Below are 16,943 nucleotides of genomic sequence, written 5' to 3'. Positions count from 1 at the left end.
GCACTTTCGATCAGGACTACTGCACCCTCGATCTGGGTTGCCGCACTTTCGATCAGGACTACTGCACCCTCGATCTGGGTTGCCGCACTTTCGATCAGAACTACTGCACCCTCGATCGGGCTTACCAGCGGTGGGCGACGTCCACGACGAGCCGCTGGCCACCGTCGGGTCCGCTGAGCACGAAGGCCCGCATCGGCAGCCGGGCACGGACGCCGAGCCCGAAGTCGGTGTAGCCCTCGAAGCTGGCGACCCACTTCAGCTGCCGGAAGGTCTGCCAGCCGCTGTAGTTGATCGTGCCGTTCGCCGGGATGCGCTTGGTCGCCGGCGCGTTGACCGTGATCTGGATCCGGGCGCCTCCGCTGACCGGCACCGGCAGCCCGCTGCCCGGGCCGGTGACGGTGTTGACGTAGCGGACGTTGTAGCCGACCTTGCCCTTGCCGCGGCCGAGGTCGAAGACGATGCGGTCGTAGCACGTGTGCCGACCGGACCGCACCCCGGTGACCGCAGCGCCGCTCATGCTGGACGAGGTCTTGGCGAGCGACCCCCAGTAGATCCCGCAGTACGGCGCGGCCGTTGCGGTGCTGGTCGTCGCGGCCACACCCAGTGGTGCGGCGAGGGCCGCGGCCAGGGTGACGGCACCGAGACGGCGGCGGTTGTTGGTCCTCATGATGGGCCCCTCTTTCCCTTCACCGACCGGCTGGTCGCCGGCCGGGCTCTGTGGTGTAGACGTGTAGCCATCCGAGCCGGTTGACATCCGGGTGATACGGCTAGGCTCGCCGACATGGACGAGGGGGCCACCGTGCGGCTGCGCCTCGACCTCGCCTACGACGGGACGGACTTCTCCGGCTGGGCCGCGCAACCCGGCCGGCGCACGGTCGAGGGCGTGCTCGGCGCGGCTCTCACGACCCTGCTGCGCACTGCCGAGCCGGTCCGGATCACGGTCGCGGGTCGCACCGACGCCGGCGTGCACGCCCGTGGGCAGGTGGCCCACCTCGACGTCGACCCGGCCGCGCTCGCAGCACTTCCCGGACGGTCCACGCGCACACCCGAGGATGTCCTCGTCAGCCGGCTGGGCGGCATACTCCCGGATGACGTCGTCGTGCGGGAGGTGAGCCGCGCGCCCACGGGGTTCGATGCGCGCTTCGCGGCGCTGCACCGCCGTTACCTCTACCGGATCGCCGACCCGTATGCCGCTCACGACCCGCTGCGCCGACGTGACACGACCTCGTGGCGACGGGTGCTCGACGCCGAGGCGATGGATACCTCCTCGCGAATGCTCCTGGGCCTGAAGGACTTTGCGGCGTTCTGCAAGCGCCGGGAGGGTGCGACGACGATCCGGGCACTACTCGACTTCTCGTGGGGGCGTCTGCCCGACGGGGTCCTCGCCGCGACCGTGCGCGCAGACGCGTTCTGTCACTCGATGGTCCGCTCGCTCGTCGGCTCGGTCGTGGCCGTCGGGGAGGGGCGGCGCGGGATCGAGTGGCCGGCGCAACTGCAGCAGCGGACGGAGCGGGCGAGCGAGATCTTCGTCATGCCGGCCCGCGGGCTGAGCCTCGAGGAGGTCGTCTACCCCGACGACCCACGGCTGGCCGACCGAGCCGGCGAGACGCGGGCCCGCAGGGACGTGCCCGGGAGCACGGCGACCCGATAACCGCGTGACCGCGGCCGCCGGCATACGTCACGATGGACTCTCGTGGGCCACATCGACGTCAACTCAGTCTTCTTCTCGCTGCCGGACGGCCGGCCGCTGCTCACCGATGTCTCCGTCCGGGTCGGCGAGGGCGCCAAGGTCGCCCTGATCGGCCCGAACGGCACGGGCAAGACGACGCTGACCCGGATCATCGCCGGCGACCTGCCCGCGCACGAGGGCGCGGTGACCCGGTCCGGTGGGCTTGGCGTCATGCGGCAGTTCATCGGCTCGGTCCGCGACACCTCGACCGTCCGTGACCTGCTCGTCTCCGTCGCCCCGGAGCGGATCCGCACGGCTGCCAAGGAGATCGACCGCACCGAGCTGCTCATGATGGAGCGCGAATCCGAGGCAGATCAGATGGCCTACGCGCACGCGCTCGTCGAGTGGGGCGAAGCCGGCGGCTACGACCACGAGACCGTCTGGGACCAGGTGAGCATGGCCGCCCTCGGGGTGCCCTACGAGCGGGCCCAGTGGCGCCGGCTCACGACCCTCTCCGGCGGTGAGCAGAAGCGACTCGTTCTCGAGGCGCTGCTCCGCGGCCCGGAGGAGGTGCTGCTGCTCGACGAGCCGGACAACTTCCTCGACGTGCCGACGAAGCGGTGGCTCGAGGATGCCCTTCTCGCCTCGCCGAAGACCGTCCTGTTCATCAGCCACGACCGGGAGCTGCTGGCCCGCGTCGCGACCCGCGTCGCGACCCTCGAGCCAGGTGCCGCGGGCGCGACCCTGTGGGTCCACCCCGGTGGCTTCGCCACGTACGCCGATGCCCGCGCCGACCGCAACGCCCGGCTCGAGGAGCTGCGCAGGCGATGGGACGAGGAGCACGCCAAGCTCAAGGCTCTCGTGCTGATGTACAAGCAGAAGGCGGCCTACAACGACGGCATGGCCTCTCGCTACCAGGCTGCCCAGACCCGCTTGGCGAAGTTCGTCGAGGCTGGGCCACCAGAGGCCGTCCCGCTGCGCCAGCAGGTGCGGATGCGCCTGACCGGTGGTCGGACCGCCAAGCGCGCCGTCGTCGCGGAGCGGCTCGAGCTGACCGGGCTGATGAAGCCGTTCGACCTCGAGGTGTGGTTCGGCGAGCGCGTCGCGGTGCTCGGCTCGAACGGCTCCGGCAAGTCGCACTTCCTGCGGCTGCTCGCCTGCGGCGGCAGCGATCCCGAGCCTGAGCACCGGCCGGTCGGCGATGTGCTGCCGGTGCCGGTCCCGCACACCGGTCTCGTCCGGCTCGGCTCGCGGGTGCGGCCCGGCTGGTTCGCCCAGACCCACGAGCACCCCAGCCTGCTGGGCCGCACGCTGCTGGAGATCCTCCATCGCGGCGACGAGCACCGCGCCGGCAGACCCCGCGAGGAAGCGGCGCGGGCGCTCGACCGCTACGAGCTGGCCCGGTCGGGAGAGCAGAGGTTCGAGTCGCTCTCGGGCGGGCAGCAGGCGCGCTTCCAGATCCTGTTGCTCGAGCTGTCGGGTGCGACGCTGCTGCTTCTCGACGAGCCGACCGACAACCTCGACCTCCAGTCGGCCGAGGCGCTCGAGGACGGCCTCGACCGCTTCGAGGGCACCGTCATCGCGGTGACCCACGACCGCTGGTTCGCCCGCGGCTTCGACCGGTTCCTCGTCTTCGGCGAGGACGGCCGGGTGTACGAGTCGGACGAGCCGGTCTGGGACGAGCGGCGGGTCGTCCGGCCCCGCTGACATCGGGGGGTATGTCGCTCACCTCGGCGCCGCTCGGCAGCTCGCGTCCGCGTCGGCTTGAGCTGAGCGGCATACCCCCGGTCAGCCGATCGCGTCGCGCACCTGCGCGAGGACCGCGTTCGAGACGACGCCGGTGCCGCCGAGCACGTACGCGACCCACGGCTGCACGCGTGTGAGCTGTTCGCGGCTCGCGGAGGGGAGTCGGTCGCTGCGGGTCAACACGACCGGGACACCAGCGGCGCCTGCGACGGCAGCCGCGGCGAGGGCGTCGGGGAAGGCCTCGCCCGACGGGACGTAGGCCGACGAGGCGCTGGCGAACTGCCTTACGACGGCGGCAGCGGTGCCGTACCGGTCGCTGCCGGCCAACCGGGTCACGATGCCGCTGCGCGCGTAGCGGCCCAGCTGCGTGGCGACGCCCGCCGACACGGCGCCGGTGCCTCCGAGTACGACGATCCGGTCGGGCCGCAGCGCCGAGAGGGCGGAGGCGGTCGTGGCGGGCAGCTTCGAGCGCGTCGTGAGCAGGACGGGCGCCCTGTCCCGGCCGGCGAGCGCGGCCCCGGCGAGGGCGTCGGGGAAGTCGAGGCCGGTGGCGAGGTAGGCGACGTCGCCGCCCGCGGGGTAGTACCGGGCCAGCAGCGCTGCCGTCTCGTAGCGGTCGGCGCCCCCGACGCGCTCGAGGTTGTCCCGCGTCGTCAGGGACCTCAGGGTCGCGGCGACCGAGGCGGAGACCGCGCCGGTGCCGCCGAGGACGACGACGCGGCCGGGCTTGAGCCGGGCCATCGCGTCACGGGTGGCCGCCGGGACCGACCGGGCCTGGGTCAGCAGGAGCGGGCCGTCGTTGAACGCGGCGCGCGCCGCCCCGGCCAGGGCGTCGGGGAACTGCGTGCCGCTGGCGACATAGACGACCTCGACGCCGGGGGGGAAGGCCCGGGAGGCTTCGGCGGCCGTCGCGTAGCGGTCGGCACCGGCGATGCGGGTCACGCTGCCGGGGGTGGTGGCTTGTGGGGTGATCGTGAAGTAGTTCGAGGACAGCCCGTCGCTGTTGGCGGGCCACGGGTTGGCGTCCCTGATGCCGTAGCCGGTCGTGTCCTGGTATGTGTAGGCGCCGCTGGGGGTGGTGCCCTCGACGCGGACCGTGAGGACCCGGCCGCCCCCTTTGCCGTGACCGTCGCGGGTGAGGATCTGGACCCGTTCGACCCGGGCGATCCCGAACCGCTTCTCGAGGCTGGCGGCGGGTAGGCTCGCCTGCCAGGCGTGCGGGCGTCCGCTCACGTACGCGCCGTCGTAGGGGTCGGACTTGGCGACGAGGTAGCCGTGTCCGGCTCCGCCCGCGACGCTCTGGCCGCCGTTCGACGACGAGTACATCGTCGTCGCCAGACCCGTCCCCCACGAGAACCGGTAGGTCAGGACCTTGCCCTTCGTCGCGTCGATGGCCGTGTTCGTCGAGGACCACTCGTAGGAGCTGATGTCACCGTTGCCGAGGCGTTTGCCCCGACCCTTGTAGACCTGACAGCTCGTCGTGTCGCAGGTGTCGTAGTAGTCGGTGTGCTTGCTGCGGGTGGCCGCGTAGGTGCGGGCCGCGACGGCCTGCGACTTCAGCGCCTCGAGGCGCCACGACGGTGGCATCTCCGATGGCACGACGCCACGCAGGTAGTCCTGCGTCGACAGGGTGTTGACGGCCGCGAGCTCGGTGGTGCCGTGGTGGTGGGCGGTGACGGTGCCGCGGTAGACGCGGCGCTCGCCGCCGGGCAGGAAGAGGTCGACGCTCCCCTCGGTGCTGTTCGAGAAGGTGACCGGGCAGGGCGTCTGGCCGTTGCGGTAGACGGTCCACTTCGACGCGGAGTAGGACTCGAGCACGCAGCTGCTCGCCGTCGTCCCGGTCGCCCGCACCCGCCACTGTGTGGGCGCGGTCGGCAGCGTTGTCGTCATCGAGCCGGTCCGGAACGCGAGGCCGGGGCGGGCACCGACCTGGACGATGCCGTCGTCGTCGACGGTGATGCCGATCTTGATCGTCTCCGGCGCCTGGCTCACGAGGTGGGTGCCGGGGTAGTAGAAGCCGAGGATCTGCTGGTAGGTCAGGCCCTTCGTCGCGGCCCCCTGCGCGCCGTACTGCGACATCCCCACGCCATGCCCGTAGCCGCCACCGACGACGTCGAAGACCCCGTCGGCCGGCCGGAGGTAGGCCTCGGCGCCGGACTGTGCGGCGGGCAGGGTCGCGGCGCGTGCCGCTGGTGCGGCCGCGATGGCGGGCACTGCCGTGACGAGCGAGGCGGTGGCCAGCACGGCGAGGCGACGGGGCGTGTCACGCATGGTAGGGCTCCCTCGATGAGGTGGCGCCTACCAGTGTGTTGCAGGAGTGATTGGTGTGACAAGCAATCACATCATTGTAATTCGTTGTGCCCGAGAGGGATTCGTTGTGGCTCGCCTCCTGAGGTCGCAGGCGATAGCGTCTCGTCATGGTCGTCAGTGAGCTCGATGTCCCCGTCGTGGGCGCCCCGATGGCGGGCGGCCCGAGCACTCCAGAGCTGGCCGCGGCGGTCTCCGACGCGGGCGGGCTGGGCTTCCTCGCCGGGGGGATGCTCGACGCTGCTGCCCTGCGTGAGCAGATCGCGGACGTGTGGGCCAGCAGCGAGCGTCCCTTCGGAGTCAACCTGTTCGTCCCCGCGATCGCCAACACGTATGCCGCCCAGTCGCGCCCGCTCGATGGCGCCGACCGCGCCCGGGCCGTCAGCGACTATCGGGACCGGCTGAGCACGGATGCGGCGCGGTTCGGGGTCGAGCTCGCCGAGGCCAGGCCCGACGACACGGACGACTGGGACCTCAAGGTCGATCTCGTCATCAGCGAGCGGGTCCCGGTCGTCTCGTTCACCTTCGGGCTGCCCAGCGCCGATGTCGTCCACGAGATCCAGCGCTCCGGCACGCAGGTGATCGTCACCGTCACCGATGTCGACGAGGCGCGTGCGGCAGCCGACCACGAGGCGGACGCGCTGTGCGTGCAAGGTCCGGATGCCGGTGGACACCGCGGCACCTTCGACGAGGCGAAGGAGCCCTCGACGGGTGACCTTGCCGAGCTCGTGGCGTCGGTCCGGGCGCTGGTCGACCTGCCGATCATCGCCGCCGGTGGCGTGTCCAAACCCGAGCGGGTGGCCCAGTTGCGGGCCGCCGGGGCCGACGCCGTCCAGATCGGCACGCTGCTGCTGCTCACTCCCGAGGCCGGCACCCACCTCGTGCACCGGCGTGCCCTCGCCGACCCGGCCTTCACGCAGACGGCGGTGACGCGGGCGTTCTCGGGGCGGCTGGCCCGATCGCTCGTCAACGACTACGTCCGGGCCCACGATGGGCACGCCCCCGCGGCCTATCCGGAGGTGGGTCAGGTCGGCCGCGCGCTGCGGCAGGCCGCTGCGGGGGCCGAGGACCCGCAGTGGTTCGCGCTCTGGGCCGGCACCGGCTGGCGTCAGGCACGGCCGGTGCCCGCGGCCGTGGTCGTGCGTGACCTCGCTGCCGCGCTCTGAGGTTGGGCGGCACCGGCCCGTCCTCCAATGGACCGCCGTGCGTGGTTGGTGTCGCCAGGACGACGCCAACCACGCACAGGTGCTGGTCCGTGGGAACGGTGCGTGTGCCTAGAGTGCTGGCATGCCCTCCCCCGAAGGAAACCTCACCTGGCTGCCCGCCGCCGACAACCCGCACCTGCTCGCACCGCCCGTCGCCCGGGCACTCGCAGGGGTGCCCGGTGCGCGTGTGGCCGAGATCGATGCGAGCCTGGCCGACACGGCCGCGTTCTGCGAGGCCTATGACGTCGCGCCGGAGGCGTCGGCCAACTGCGTCGTCGTCGAGGGCAGGCGGGGTGACGTCACGACCCTCGCGGCCGTGATGGTGCTCGCGACCGACCGGGCCGACATCAACCGGACGGTCCGCAAGCACCTCGGGGTGCGCAAGATCTCGTTCGCCGACCAGGCCAAGGCGCAGCAGCTGACCGGGATGCAGCAGGGTGGGATCACCCCGGTCGGGCTGCCGGACGGCTGGCCGGTCCTGCTCGACGAGCACGTCGCGTCGGCCGGGCTCGTCGTCATCGGGGCCGGGGTCCGGGGCGCGAAACTGCTCCTCGACGGCGCCGACCTCGCCCGACTCCCGGGCGCCGAGGTCCTGGCCATGACCGTGGCCTCGCTGGGTTGACCTGCGTCGCAGGCCTTGCCACGCAGTCATGATCCACCCGACCGGACCCCCTGCCCCGGGTTCGCGAGCCCGGTCAGCACAGCGTCGTCACCGGCTGCGGTCATGGCTCATCCGACCGGACCCCTGCCGCGGGCTTACCAGCGGTTCCCGAAAGAGTCATACTCGAAGTTATGGTCGCGCTTGCGCGCCTTGTGGATGTGCTGCGTGACGCGCCACTGCGGGACGTGGGTAGGCGACAACCGCCGCCACGTCGACAACCACCTGTGCTGCGCCGTCCCGGACGCCGACTGCGCCGTCCCGGACGCCGACTGCGCCGTCGGCAGGGGTCCATGCTCCGACCGTCCCTCGGGCACGACCATGACCTGATCGCCCTGCCCTGGGAGGCTCGTGATGCCCAACCGTCCTGACCCAGTCCCCGGCCACGATGCCGGTGGCGGTCCTGTCACCTCCGCTCGCGCCCCCTTGCCCGCCGAGGGGGTTGGAAACCGTGGCTGGTGGCCCAACGAGCTGAACCTGAGGCTGCTGCGGGCGAACGGCTCCGAGTCCGACCCCATGGGCGGGCAGCTCGACTATGCCGCGGCGTTCACCGCCCTCGACCTGCCCGCGGTCAAGCACCACATCGAACAGCTGCTCACCACCCCGCAGGCTTGGTGGCCGCCGGACTTCGGGCACTACGGGCCGCTGATCATCCGGATGGCGTGGCATGCAGCCGGGACGTACCGGGTCGGCGACGGCCGCGGCGGGGCCGGGGCCGCGCAGCAGCGCTTCGCGCCGCTGAGCAGCTGGCCGGACAACGTGCTGCTCGACCGCGCACGCCGCATCCTTTGGCCGGTCAAGAAGAGGTACGGCCGCGCACTGTCCTGGGGCGACCTCATGGTGCTCGCCGGCAACGTCGCGATGGAGTCGATGGGCTTCGTCACGTTCGGGTTCGGCGGCGGCCGCGAAGACGTATGGGAGCCCGACGAGGCCGTGTACTGGGGGCCTGAGTCCACCTGGCTCGGCGACGAGCGCTACACCGGTGAGAGGGAGCTCGAGAAGCCGCTGGCCGCCACGCAGATGGGGCTGATCTACGTCAACCCGGAAGGCCCGAACGGGAGGCCGGACCCGCTTGCCGCAGCCCGCGACACCCGCGAGACCTTCGCTCGCATGGCGATGAACGACGAGGAGACGGTGGCCTTGATCGCCGGCGGACACACGTTCGGCAAGACCCATGGGGCCGCCGACCCCGCCCGCTATGTCGGCCCTGCCCCCGACGACGCCCCGCTCGAGCAGATGGGCATCGGCTGGAAGGGCAGCTACGGCACCGGTACCGGCCGGGACGCGATCGGCAGCGGCCTCGAGGTCACGTGGACCACCACGCCGACCCGGTGGGACAACAGCTTCTTCGAGATCCTCTTCGGCTATGAATGGGAGCTCACCAAGAGTCCCGGCGATGCCTGGCAATGGGTTGCCAAGGACGGCGCCGGGGCGAACACCTTCCCCGACCCTGAGACCGGCGAGCCGAACCGCCCGCCGACCATGCTCACCACGGACGTCGCGCTCCGGCTCGACCCGATCTACGAACCGATCTCGCGACGCTTCCTGGAGCACCCTGACGAGTTCGCCGATGCGTTCGCCCGTGCCTGGTTCAAGCTGACCCATCGTGACATGGGCCCGATCACCCGGTACCTGGGACCGGAGGTCCCGAAGGAGCACCTCATCTGGCAGGACCCGGTCCCGCCAGTCGACCACGAGCTGATCGACGCCCAGCACGTCGCGTCTCTCAAGAGCGAGGTCCTGGCGTCAGGGCTGTCCGTCCCGCAGCTGGTTTCGACGGCGTGGGCGGCGGCTGCGTGCTTCCGGGGCAGTGACCGGCGGGGGGGCGCGAACGGGGCTCGCATCCGCCTCCAGCCGCAGGTCGCCTGGGAGGTCAACCAGCCCGACCAGCTGAGCCACGTGCTGCACACCCTCGAGACGATCCAGCAGACCTTCAACGCCTCCGGACGGCACGTATCGCTCGCCGACCTGATCGTTCTCGCCGGCTGCGCGGGGGTGGAGCAGGCGGCACGCAATGCCGGGGTCGAGGTCACCGTCCCCTTCGCCGCGGGACGGACGGATGCCTCGCAGGAGCAGACCGATGTCGAGTCGTTCGCCCTGCTCGAGCCAGCCGCAGACGGGTTCCGCAACTATGTCGGCCCAGGCCTGCGGGTGCCTGCCGAGTTCCTGCTGATCGACCGCGCCAGCCTGCTCACCCTCACGCCGCCCGAGATGACCGTGCTGGTCGGCGGGCTGCGGGTGCTGGGCGCGAACCACCGCCAGTCGTCCGTGGGCGTGCTGACCGACCGGCCCGGTTCGCTCACGAACGACTTCTTCGTCAACCTGCTCGACATGGGCACCGAGTGGAGGCCCACGGCGAGCGACTCCGCGCAGGCGGAGTCCTTCGAGGGCCACGACCTGGCCACCGGCGAGGTCACGTGGACCGCGAGCCGCGTGGACCTCGTCTTCGGCTCGAACTCCGAGCTGCGTGCGCTGGCAGAGGTCTACGCCGGCGACGATGCGCGGGAGCTGTTCGTGCGCGACTTCGTCGCGGCGTGGGACAAGGTTATGAACCTGGACCGCTTCGACCTCGCACGCGTCTGCGCCTAGGTATGCGCCCTGACGACCGGCTCATCGGTCGGTCCGCCGAGCTCGACTCGGTCCGGGCCGGGCTGCTCGCACCACACTCCCGGCTGCTGGTCCTGACGGGTCCTCCGGGCATCGGCAAGACCCGGCTCGCTGCTGCGGCGGCGCAGTCCACGACCGACCGCTTCACCGACGGGACGTTCCGCGTCGACCTCACCTCGACGCGATCGGCGGATGCGGCCGTGCTCGAGATCGGGCGTCGTCTTGGCCTCGGTGGACGCCTGGGTGGTGGCGCCCCGCTCGACCGACTCACGATGCACGTGCATGCCCGTGAGGTGCTGCTCGTCCTCGACAGCTGCGAGGTCGTCTCGGGGCTCGGGCAAGTCTTGGTCGAGCTGCTGCGCGGATGCGCTCGGATGGTGGTCGTCGCGACCTCGCGCGAGCGGCTGCACATCGCGAGCGAACGCGAGTACCCCGTCCCACCGCTCGCGATGCCGGCCGCTGACGCGACCGCCGACCTCGCCGAGCTCGCCGTGGTACCGGCCATGGACCTGCTCGTCACGCGCACCGCGGCCGTGCGTCCCGGCTTCGTGCTGAGCCAGGACAATGCCGCGGCTCTCGCCGGCATCTGCCGCCAGCTCGACGGGCTCCCGCTCGCGATCGAGGTCGCCGCCGCCCGCCTCGGACAGTTCGAGCCGCGTGAGGTGGCGGTGCGCCTGCGCCGACGCGACCTGCTCCTGCTCGACGCCCATGGCCCCGAGCCCGGCCGGCACCGCACCCTGCGCACGGCGATCGCATGGAGCCACGACCTGCTCAGCGAGCAGGACCGGGCGGTCTTCCGCCGACTCGCCGCCTTCCCGGCCGGATGGTCCCTCGCCGCCTCCGACGTCGTCGTGACCGACGCCGACCACGGCCCGGTGGTGGACGTTCTCACGGCGACGACCTCGCTGCTGGACAAGAGCCTGGTCCGGCGCATCACCCTGCCCGACGGCACCGAGGGCTACACCATGCTCGACAGCATCCGGGAGTATGCCGCTCAGCAGCTCGAGCGGTCAGGCGAGCAAGACGCCACCGAGGAACGTTTCAGACGGCACTACGCCAGGCTCGCGGCCGAGGCCGAGCACGGTCTGGGCACGCTGGACGAGCCGTTCTGGTTCCAATGGCACAGCGACGAGATTCCCAACCTGCGTGCGGCGTTGTCGAGTGCCCTGCAGGCCCGCGATGTCGCATCGGCGCTGCCGCTCGCGGCTGCCGTGGGCCTCTTCTGCTACACCCACGGCAGCATGGGGGAGTCACGGATGGTGGACCGGGCGGTTCGTCTCGCCGGGCAGCAGGACGTGGCCGTGCTGCCACGCGAGACACTCCCGGGAGCCCTTGTCGTCGCAGGCATCCTTGGGTGGGCGCGGCGCGAGCACGACGCTGCCACACAGTACCTGCGGCGTGGGCTGCGCGAGGCCGAGAGCGCGGGTGACCAGCGAACCGCCGCCGTCGCACACGCCTTCCTCGGGCACGTCGCGCGGACGGCCGGCCTGCTCGAGGACGCGGTGCGGGAACACACCGCGGCCGGTGCGCTCTTCCGCGGACTGGGCAACCCGCACGGGATGGCGTGGTCGCGTCACGACCTCGCACTCGACGTGCTCGAGCGCGACGACGTCGACGAGGCGGAGCGGCTGCTCACTCTCGCGGGCAGACAGTTCGATGCCGAGGGCGACACCTGGGCCTACACGTGGACCAGGGCCGGCCTCGGTGAGTGCGCCCTGCGTCGGGAGAGCTGGGAGCTCGCACGCGAGCTGCTTCGTGACTCGCTCGATGGTTTCCTCGATATCGGTGACCGCCCGCGCGCGTGCTGGTGCCTCGAACGCCTGGCCGTGGTCGCGGGTACGTCGGGGCACCTGGAGACGGGGCTGCGCTTGCTCGGTACCTCCCACACCGCGGGGGACCGGATCGCGTCACCGGCCATGCGGCACCAGAAGCTGAGGGCTGCCGCGCTGCAGGAGCGGGCAGTCGATGCCCTCGGGCCGACCCGCGTCGCTCGGGAGATCGCGGCGGGTCGAGATCTCACGATGCGAGCCGCGCTGGCCGTCGTGGACTCGCTCGGCGATGCCGGTCCGACCGCGGCCGACAGCCCCCTCACCGAGCGCCAGCGCGAGATCGCTGCCCGCGTCGCCGAGGGTGAGACGAACCGGCAGATGGCCCGCGACCTCGGCATCAGCGAGAAGACCGTCGAGATGCACCTGCGTCAGGCGATGGACCGGCTCGGGGTGCACAGCCGCGCCCAGGTGGCCGCGCACGCTGTGCGGCACGGCCTGCGCTGACCTTCCGGCGAGGGCTCAGGCCTTCGTGGGTGCCGGTGCTGCAGGAACGTCTCGACGAACAGGAGCGCGGCGAGGACGAGGACGGCCACGGCGACAGCCGGCTACGCGCTCGGGAGGCCGGCGGTCCGTGGGCAGGGAGCCGACCCTAGGGATATCCCTACTGGCTGCCGGGTCGCCCACGGCGTACACCTGTCCAGTGGGGACGGGGAGAGAGCCCCACGACACAGAGGGAGACCACCATGACCACCCAGGTCGAGACCAGCTACGACATCGAGGGCCGACTGCTCGAGGTGTGCACCTGCGAGGCGGTGTGTCCGTGCTGGGTCGGCCTCGACCCGGACGGCGGCACCTGCGAGTCCATCCTCGCCTGGGCGGTGGATCGCGGGACCATCAAGGGCGTCGACGTCTCGGACCGCATCATCGGTGTGTCGGTGCACATCCCCGGCAACGTCTTCGCCGGCAACTGGAGCGCCGTCGTCTATGTCGACGACCGCACCTCGCAGGAGCAGCAGGAGGCACTGCTGTCGGTCTTCACCGGCCAGCTCGGGGGCCAGATCGCCGACCTCGTGGCACTCATCGGCGACGTGCGCGCGGTCGAGCGGGTCCCGATCACCTGCACGGTCGAGGACGGCGCGGGCCAGCTGCTGATCGGCGATGTCGGCAGCGCCACCGTCGAGCCGCTCGTCGGGGCCACCGGCGAGCCGACCACCCTGCACGACAGCGTCTTCACGTCCATCCCGGGGTCGCCGGCCTTCGTCGGGACGGCCAGCTCGTTCCGGCGCGCCGGTAGCGCGCACGGCCTGGCCGACGTCGAGACCAGCGGGCGCAACGCCATCCAGGGCAGCTTCCGCTTCACCGGGTGAGCGTGATGACGACGTCAACCGCCGCGGCCCCACGCCCGAGCACGCGTGACCCGGCCAGGGTGGTCCTGCTCCTGGCCGGGGCGTGCTGGGCCGGGATCATCGTCGCCCTGGCGACCTCGGGCCTCGACATCGCCAGCCACGACACCGTCATCGAGCATTCGTCGCTGCCGATCCCGGCACGGCTCGGTCTCTTCGCCGCGGCGTGGTTCGTCATGCTCGGCGCGATGATGCTGCCGACGACGATCCCGATGGCGCGCGTCCTCTGGGTGGTGACCTCACGCCGGGCCCGACCCGGCGCCGCTCGCGGGGCGTTCTGGGCGGCATACGGGCTCGTCTGGCTCGCCTTCGCGTTCGTCGCCCTGGCCGGCGACACGCAGGTGCACAACCTCGTGCACCACTGGGGCTGGCTGGAGAGCCACGAGCAGGTCATCCTCGGCGCCACGTTGGTGCTGGCGGGCGCCTACCAGCGCTCGCCGCTCAAGGAGGCGTGCCTGCGGGCCTGTCGCAGCCCGCTCAGCCTTCTCGCACAGCACTACACCAGCTCTGCCGCCGGTGGCTGGCGGGTCGGACTCGCCCATGCGTTGAGCTGCCTCGGCTGCTGCTGGGCGCTCATGCTCGTGATGTTCGCGACGGGTGTGGCGAGCTTGCTGTGGATGGCCGGGCTGACCGCGGTCATGGTGCTGGAGAAGATCAGCCCGTGGGGCGCCCGGCTCAGCGGCCCGGTCGCGGCCGTCCTGCTGGCGGCGGGCGCCGTCGTGGTCGGGATCGGGGTCGCGGGGGGAGCGGCCCCGGTGTGACGATGGAAGTCGCGATCGAGGAGGTGGTTCGCGATGCGAGCCCACGAGCCTGACGAGTCCGGGTACGCCCTGAACGACGGGGTGCGCGTCTACTACGAGGTTCACGGCACCGGTTCGCCGACCCTGCTGCTGCTGCCGACCTGGGCGATCGTGCACTCGCGGATGTGGAAGCTGCAGGTGCCGTACCTGGCGCGGCACTACCGGGTCGTCACCTTCGACCCGCGTGGCAACGGGCGCACCGACCGGCCGCGGAGCGCGGCGGGCTATGGCACCGTCGCCATGGTCGGTGACGCCCTCGCGGTGCTCGACGCCACCGGCACCGAGCGCGCCGTGCTCGTCGCGCACTGCCTCGGCACGGCATGGGCCACCTACCTCACCACGCAACATCCCGAGCGGGTGCTGGGGCTGGTGGCGCTGGCCAGCCTCGTGCCGGGACACCCCGGATCCCTGCCCGAGCGGAGCGTGGTCGACTTCGAGACCGTCCCGCAGAACGACGACGGCTGGAACCGGGAGACCCGGCACTACTGGCAGCGCGACTGGCCCGGATACATCCGGTTCTTCACCGAGCAGATGACCCCGGAGCCGCACTCGACCAAGCCCAGGGACGACCTGCTCGGCTGGGGCTGCGAGACCGATGCCGACACGATCCTCCACGACGTGGACGCCCGTTGCCCGGTGCTGGAGTCGGGCCCGGACGAGCGCGACGCCCTGTGCCGAGCCCTGAACGTGCCGGTGCTCGCCGTCTGCGGCGACCGGGACAAGATCGTCGACCCTGGCAAGTCGGTGCGGTTCGCCGAGCTGACCGGCGGTGACCTGCTCATGCTCGAGGGGGCTGGGCACGCGATGCACGTGCGTCACCCCGTCGTCGTCAACGAGGCGATCCGGCACTTCGTCGACCGCGTCGTGCCGCCCGGGCCGCGCGCCACGCCGTGGGTTTTCGCCCGCGAGCGCCGCCACCGTGCCCTCTGGATCTCCTCGCCGATCGGCCTCGGACACGTGCTGCGCGACCTCGCCATCGCCCGGGCGGTCCGCGAGCAGGTGCCCGACCTCGTCATCGAGTGGCTCGCCCAGCCCCCGGTGGCGGGCGTGCTCGAGCAGGCCGGGGAGATCGTCCATCCGGCGAGCGCCGAGCTCGTCTCCGAGTCGGCGCACTGGGAGAGCGAGGCGTCGGGGCACGAGCTGCACGCCTTCGAGGCCTTCCGCAGGCTCGACGAGGTCTTCTGCGCCAACTACCTGCTCTTCGACGAGGTCGTCCGGCAGACGCCCTATGACCTGTGGGTCGGGGACGAGTCGTGGGAGGTCGACCACTTCCTGCACGAGCACCCGGAACGCAAGCTCGCACCATACGTCTTCACCACCGACGTGGTCGGCTTCCTGCCCGTCGACCCCGAGCGTGACTCTCGCGAGATCGAGCTCACGGCGGACTACAACGCCGAGATGATCGAGCACCGCGAGCGCTTCCCGCGGGTGCGTGACCGGTCCATCTTCATCGGAGGGTGGGACGAGCTGCCGGATGCGAGCCTCGGGCCGGGGCTGCCGCGGGTGCGCGAGTGGGCGTCGCAGTGGTTCGAGTCGGTGCCGTACGTCGTGCCGTTCGACCCGCGGGACTACCGCGACCCGATGGCGCTGCGGAGGCGGCTCGGCTATCGCGAGGACGTGCCGCTGCTGGCGGGGGCGGTCGGCGGGACCGCCGTCGGGCGGGCGCTGCTCGAGCTGATGGTCGAGGCGTTCGGCCGGCTGCGCAAGGAGCTGAGCGGGGCCGAGATGGTGCTCGTCACCGGGCCGCGGATCGACCCCGCCGACCTGCCGGACCTCGAGGGGCTGACGAAGTACGGATACCTGCAGGAGTCGTTCGCCCACCTCGCCGCGGCCGATGCCGCCGTCGTCCAGGGCGGGCTGTCGACGACGATGGAGCTCGTCGCGGCGCGTCGGCCGTTCGTCTACTTCCCGCTCGCACGGCACTGGGAGCAGGAGCACTTCGTCACCCACCGGCTGCGCCACTACCGGGCAGGACGGCCGATGGACTTCGCCTCCACGACGCCGCGGCTGCTCGCGGACGCACTCATCGACCAGCTGTCGCGGACGCCGCGCTACCGGGCCGTGCCGCGCGATGGCGCCAGGGCGGCGGCGGACCGGATCGTTCCGCTGCTGACCGGTCACGCTCACGTGTGACGCCGACGCGTCCCCACCGGGGATAGGTTGAGCGCGTGGCCACCCTGGAGATGACCTACCGACAGCTCGGGGAGAGAGAGCGGCCTGACCGTCTCGACGGTCGGGCTCGGCTGCAACAACTTCGGACGTCGGCTCGATGCCGACGCGACGGATGCCGTTGTCGGCGCGGCCATCGAGGCCGGCAGGGGCCAGGCGCCCGGAGCGGGTCGCCGACAACGTGCGCGCCGGTGGTCTCTGGGAGCCGTCGGCCGAGGACCTCGCGGCACTCGACGAGATCACCGCGTAACCGAGTTTGCGAGGCCGTCTCCCGCGCTGGCTGCACTGTCGATCAGAACTGATGCACGGTCGATCCGGCCCCATCGAGAGTGCAGTTCTATCGATCGAGAGTGCATCCGGTCGCACGGTCGATCAGAACTGATGCACGGTCGATCCGGCCCCATCGAGAGTGCAGTTCTATCGATCGAGAGTGCATCCGGTCGCACGGTCGATCAGAACTACTGCACGGTCGATCAGAACTACTGCACGGTCGATCAGAACTACTGCACGGTCGATTGGGATTACTGCACGGTCGATTGGGATTACTGCACGGTCGATCGAGCGGCATCGCCGGATCGGACAGGGCAACCCGACGGCCAGGCGTGTCGCC

The 16,943-nt window shown here is 71.4% G+C and carries 13 protein-coding genes and 1 pseudogene; 12 read left to right on the top strand and 2 right to left on the bottom strand.

Translation table 11 applies throughout. From position 1 onward, the window contains the following. Positions 1–121: 121 nt before the first annotated feature. Positions 122–667, bottom strand: coding sequence for a hypothetical protein (locus L0H79_RS13210; RefSeq protein WP_301485082.1), 546 nt, complete (start codon positions 665–667; stop codon positions 122–124). 114 nt (positions 668–781) lie between these two features. On the opposite strand from L0H79_RS13210, the gene L0H79_RS13205 reads away from it, so the two are divergent. Both L0H79_RS13205 and L0H79_RS13200 read left to right on the top strand, forming a co-directional pair. Beyond that, on the top strand, positions 782–1,651 hold the full coding sequence (locus tag L0H79_RS13205; RefSeq protein ID WP_301485081.1) for a tRNA pseudouridine(38-40) synthase TruA: 870 nt from the start codon (positions 782–784) through the stop codon (positions 1,649–1,651). A 42-nt stretch (positions 1,652–1,693) separates the two neighbouring features. Then, positions 1,694–3,376 (top strand): ABC-F family ATP-binding cassette domain-containing protein, encoded by a 1,683-nt coding sequence (locus L0H79_RS13200; RefSeq protein WP_301485080.1) that lies wholly within the window; start codon positions 1,694–1,696, stop codon positions 3,374–3,376. Between the two features lie 81 nt (positions 3,377–3,457). On the opposite strand, the gene L0H79_RS13195 is transcribed toward L0H79_RS13200, so the two are convergent. Next, entirely contained in the window at positions 3,458–5,686 is a 2,229-nt protein-coding gene (locus L0H79_RS13195; protein WP_301485079.1) for a cell wall-binding repeat-containing protein, read from the bottom strand. Positions 5,687–5,832: 146 nt separating this feature from the next. Here L0H79_RS13195 and L0H79_RS13190 point away from each other — a divergent pair, with 146 nt between their 5' ends. The 10 genes and pseudogenes from L0H79_RS13190 to L0H79_RS13145 all read left to right on the top strand — a co-directional run. Beyond that, on the top strand, positions 5,833–6,888 hold the full coding sequence (locus tag L0H79_RS13190) for a nitronate monooxygenase (RefSeq protein ID WP_301485078.1): 1,056 nt from the start codon (positions 5,833–5,835) through the stop codon (positions 6,886–6,888). A gap of 121 nt (positions 6,889–7,009) precedes the next feature. Continuing rightward, on the top strand, positions 7,010–7,549 hold the full coding sequence (locus L0H79_RS13185; protein WP_301485077.1) for a YbaK/EbsC family protein: 540 nt from the start codon (positions 7,010–7,012) through the stop codon (positions 7,547–7,549). A gap of 390 nt (positions 7,550–7,939) precedes the next feature. After that, the gene (gene katG, locus L0H79_RS13180) at positions 7,940–10,174 is read left to right on the top strand and encodes a catalase/peroxidase HPI (RefSeq protein WP_301485076.1); all 2,235 of its coding nucleotides are present in this window, start codon (positions 7,940–7,942) and stop codon (positions 10,172–10,174) included. 2 nt (positions 10,175–10,176) lie between these two features. Next, the gene (locus tag L0H79_RS13175; protein WP_301485075.1) at positions 10,177–12,465 is read left to right on the top strand and encodes a LuxR C-terminal-related transcriptional regulator; all 2,289 of its coding nucleotides are present in this window, start codon (positions 10,177–10,179) and stop codon (positions 12,463–12,465) included. A gap of 239 nt (positions 12,466–12,704) precedes the next feature. Further along, positions 12,705–13,328 carry a DUF1326 domain-containing protein gene (locus L0H79_RS13170; protein ID WP_301485074.1) on the top strand — a complete coding sequence of 208 codons (624 nt, stop codon included), beginning with the start codon at positions 12,705–12,707 and terminating at the stop codon, positions 13,326–13,328. Positions 13,329–13,333: 5 nt separating this feature from the next. Then, on the top strand, positions 13,334–14,125 hold the full coding sequence (locus L0H79_RS13165; protein WP_301485073.1) for a DUF2182 domain-containing protein: 792 nt from the start codon (positions 13,334–13,336) through the stop codon (positions 14,123–14,125). A 33-nt stretch (positions 14,126–14,158) separates the two neighbouring features. Further along, positions 14,159–16,297 (top strand): alpha/beta hydrolase, encoded by a 2,139-nt coding sequence (locus tag L0H79_RS13160; protein ID WP_301485072.1) that lies wholly within the window; start codon positions 14,159–14,161, stop codon positions 16,295–16,297. Positions 16,298–16,347: 50 nt separating this feature from the next. Continuing rightward, a pseudogene (locus tag L0H79_RS13155) lies at positions 16,348–16,480 on the top strand (aldo/keto reductase); the annotation flags it as partial. Beyond that, positions 16,434–16,583, top strand: a complete 150-nt coding sequence (locus tag L0H79_RS13150) for a hypothetical protein (protein ID WP_301485084.1) — start codon at positions 16,434–16,436, stop codon at positions 16,581–16,583. The pseudogene L0H79_RS13155 and the gene L0H79_RS13150, both read left to right, overlap by 47 nt. 131 nt (positions 16,584–16,714) lie before the next feature. Further along, on the top strand, positions 16,715–16,943 hold a 229-nt coding region (locus L0H79_RS13145), incomplete at its 3' end, for a hypothetical protein (protein ID WP_301485083.1).

The organism is Intrasporangium sp. (assembly GCF_030452765.1).
Taxonomy (GTDB): domain Bacteria; phylum Actinomycetota; class Actinomycetes; order Actinomycetales; family Dermatophilaceae; genus Intrasporangium_A.
Note: the sequence above shows the minus strand (reverse complement) of the source record. Positions and strands in the feature narration are given on the sequence as shown.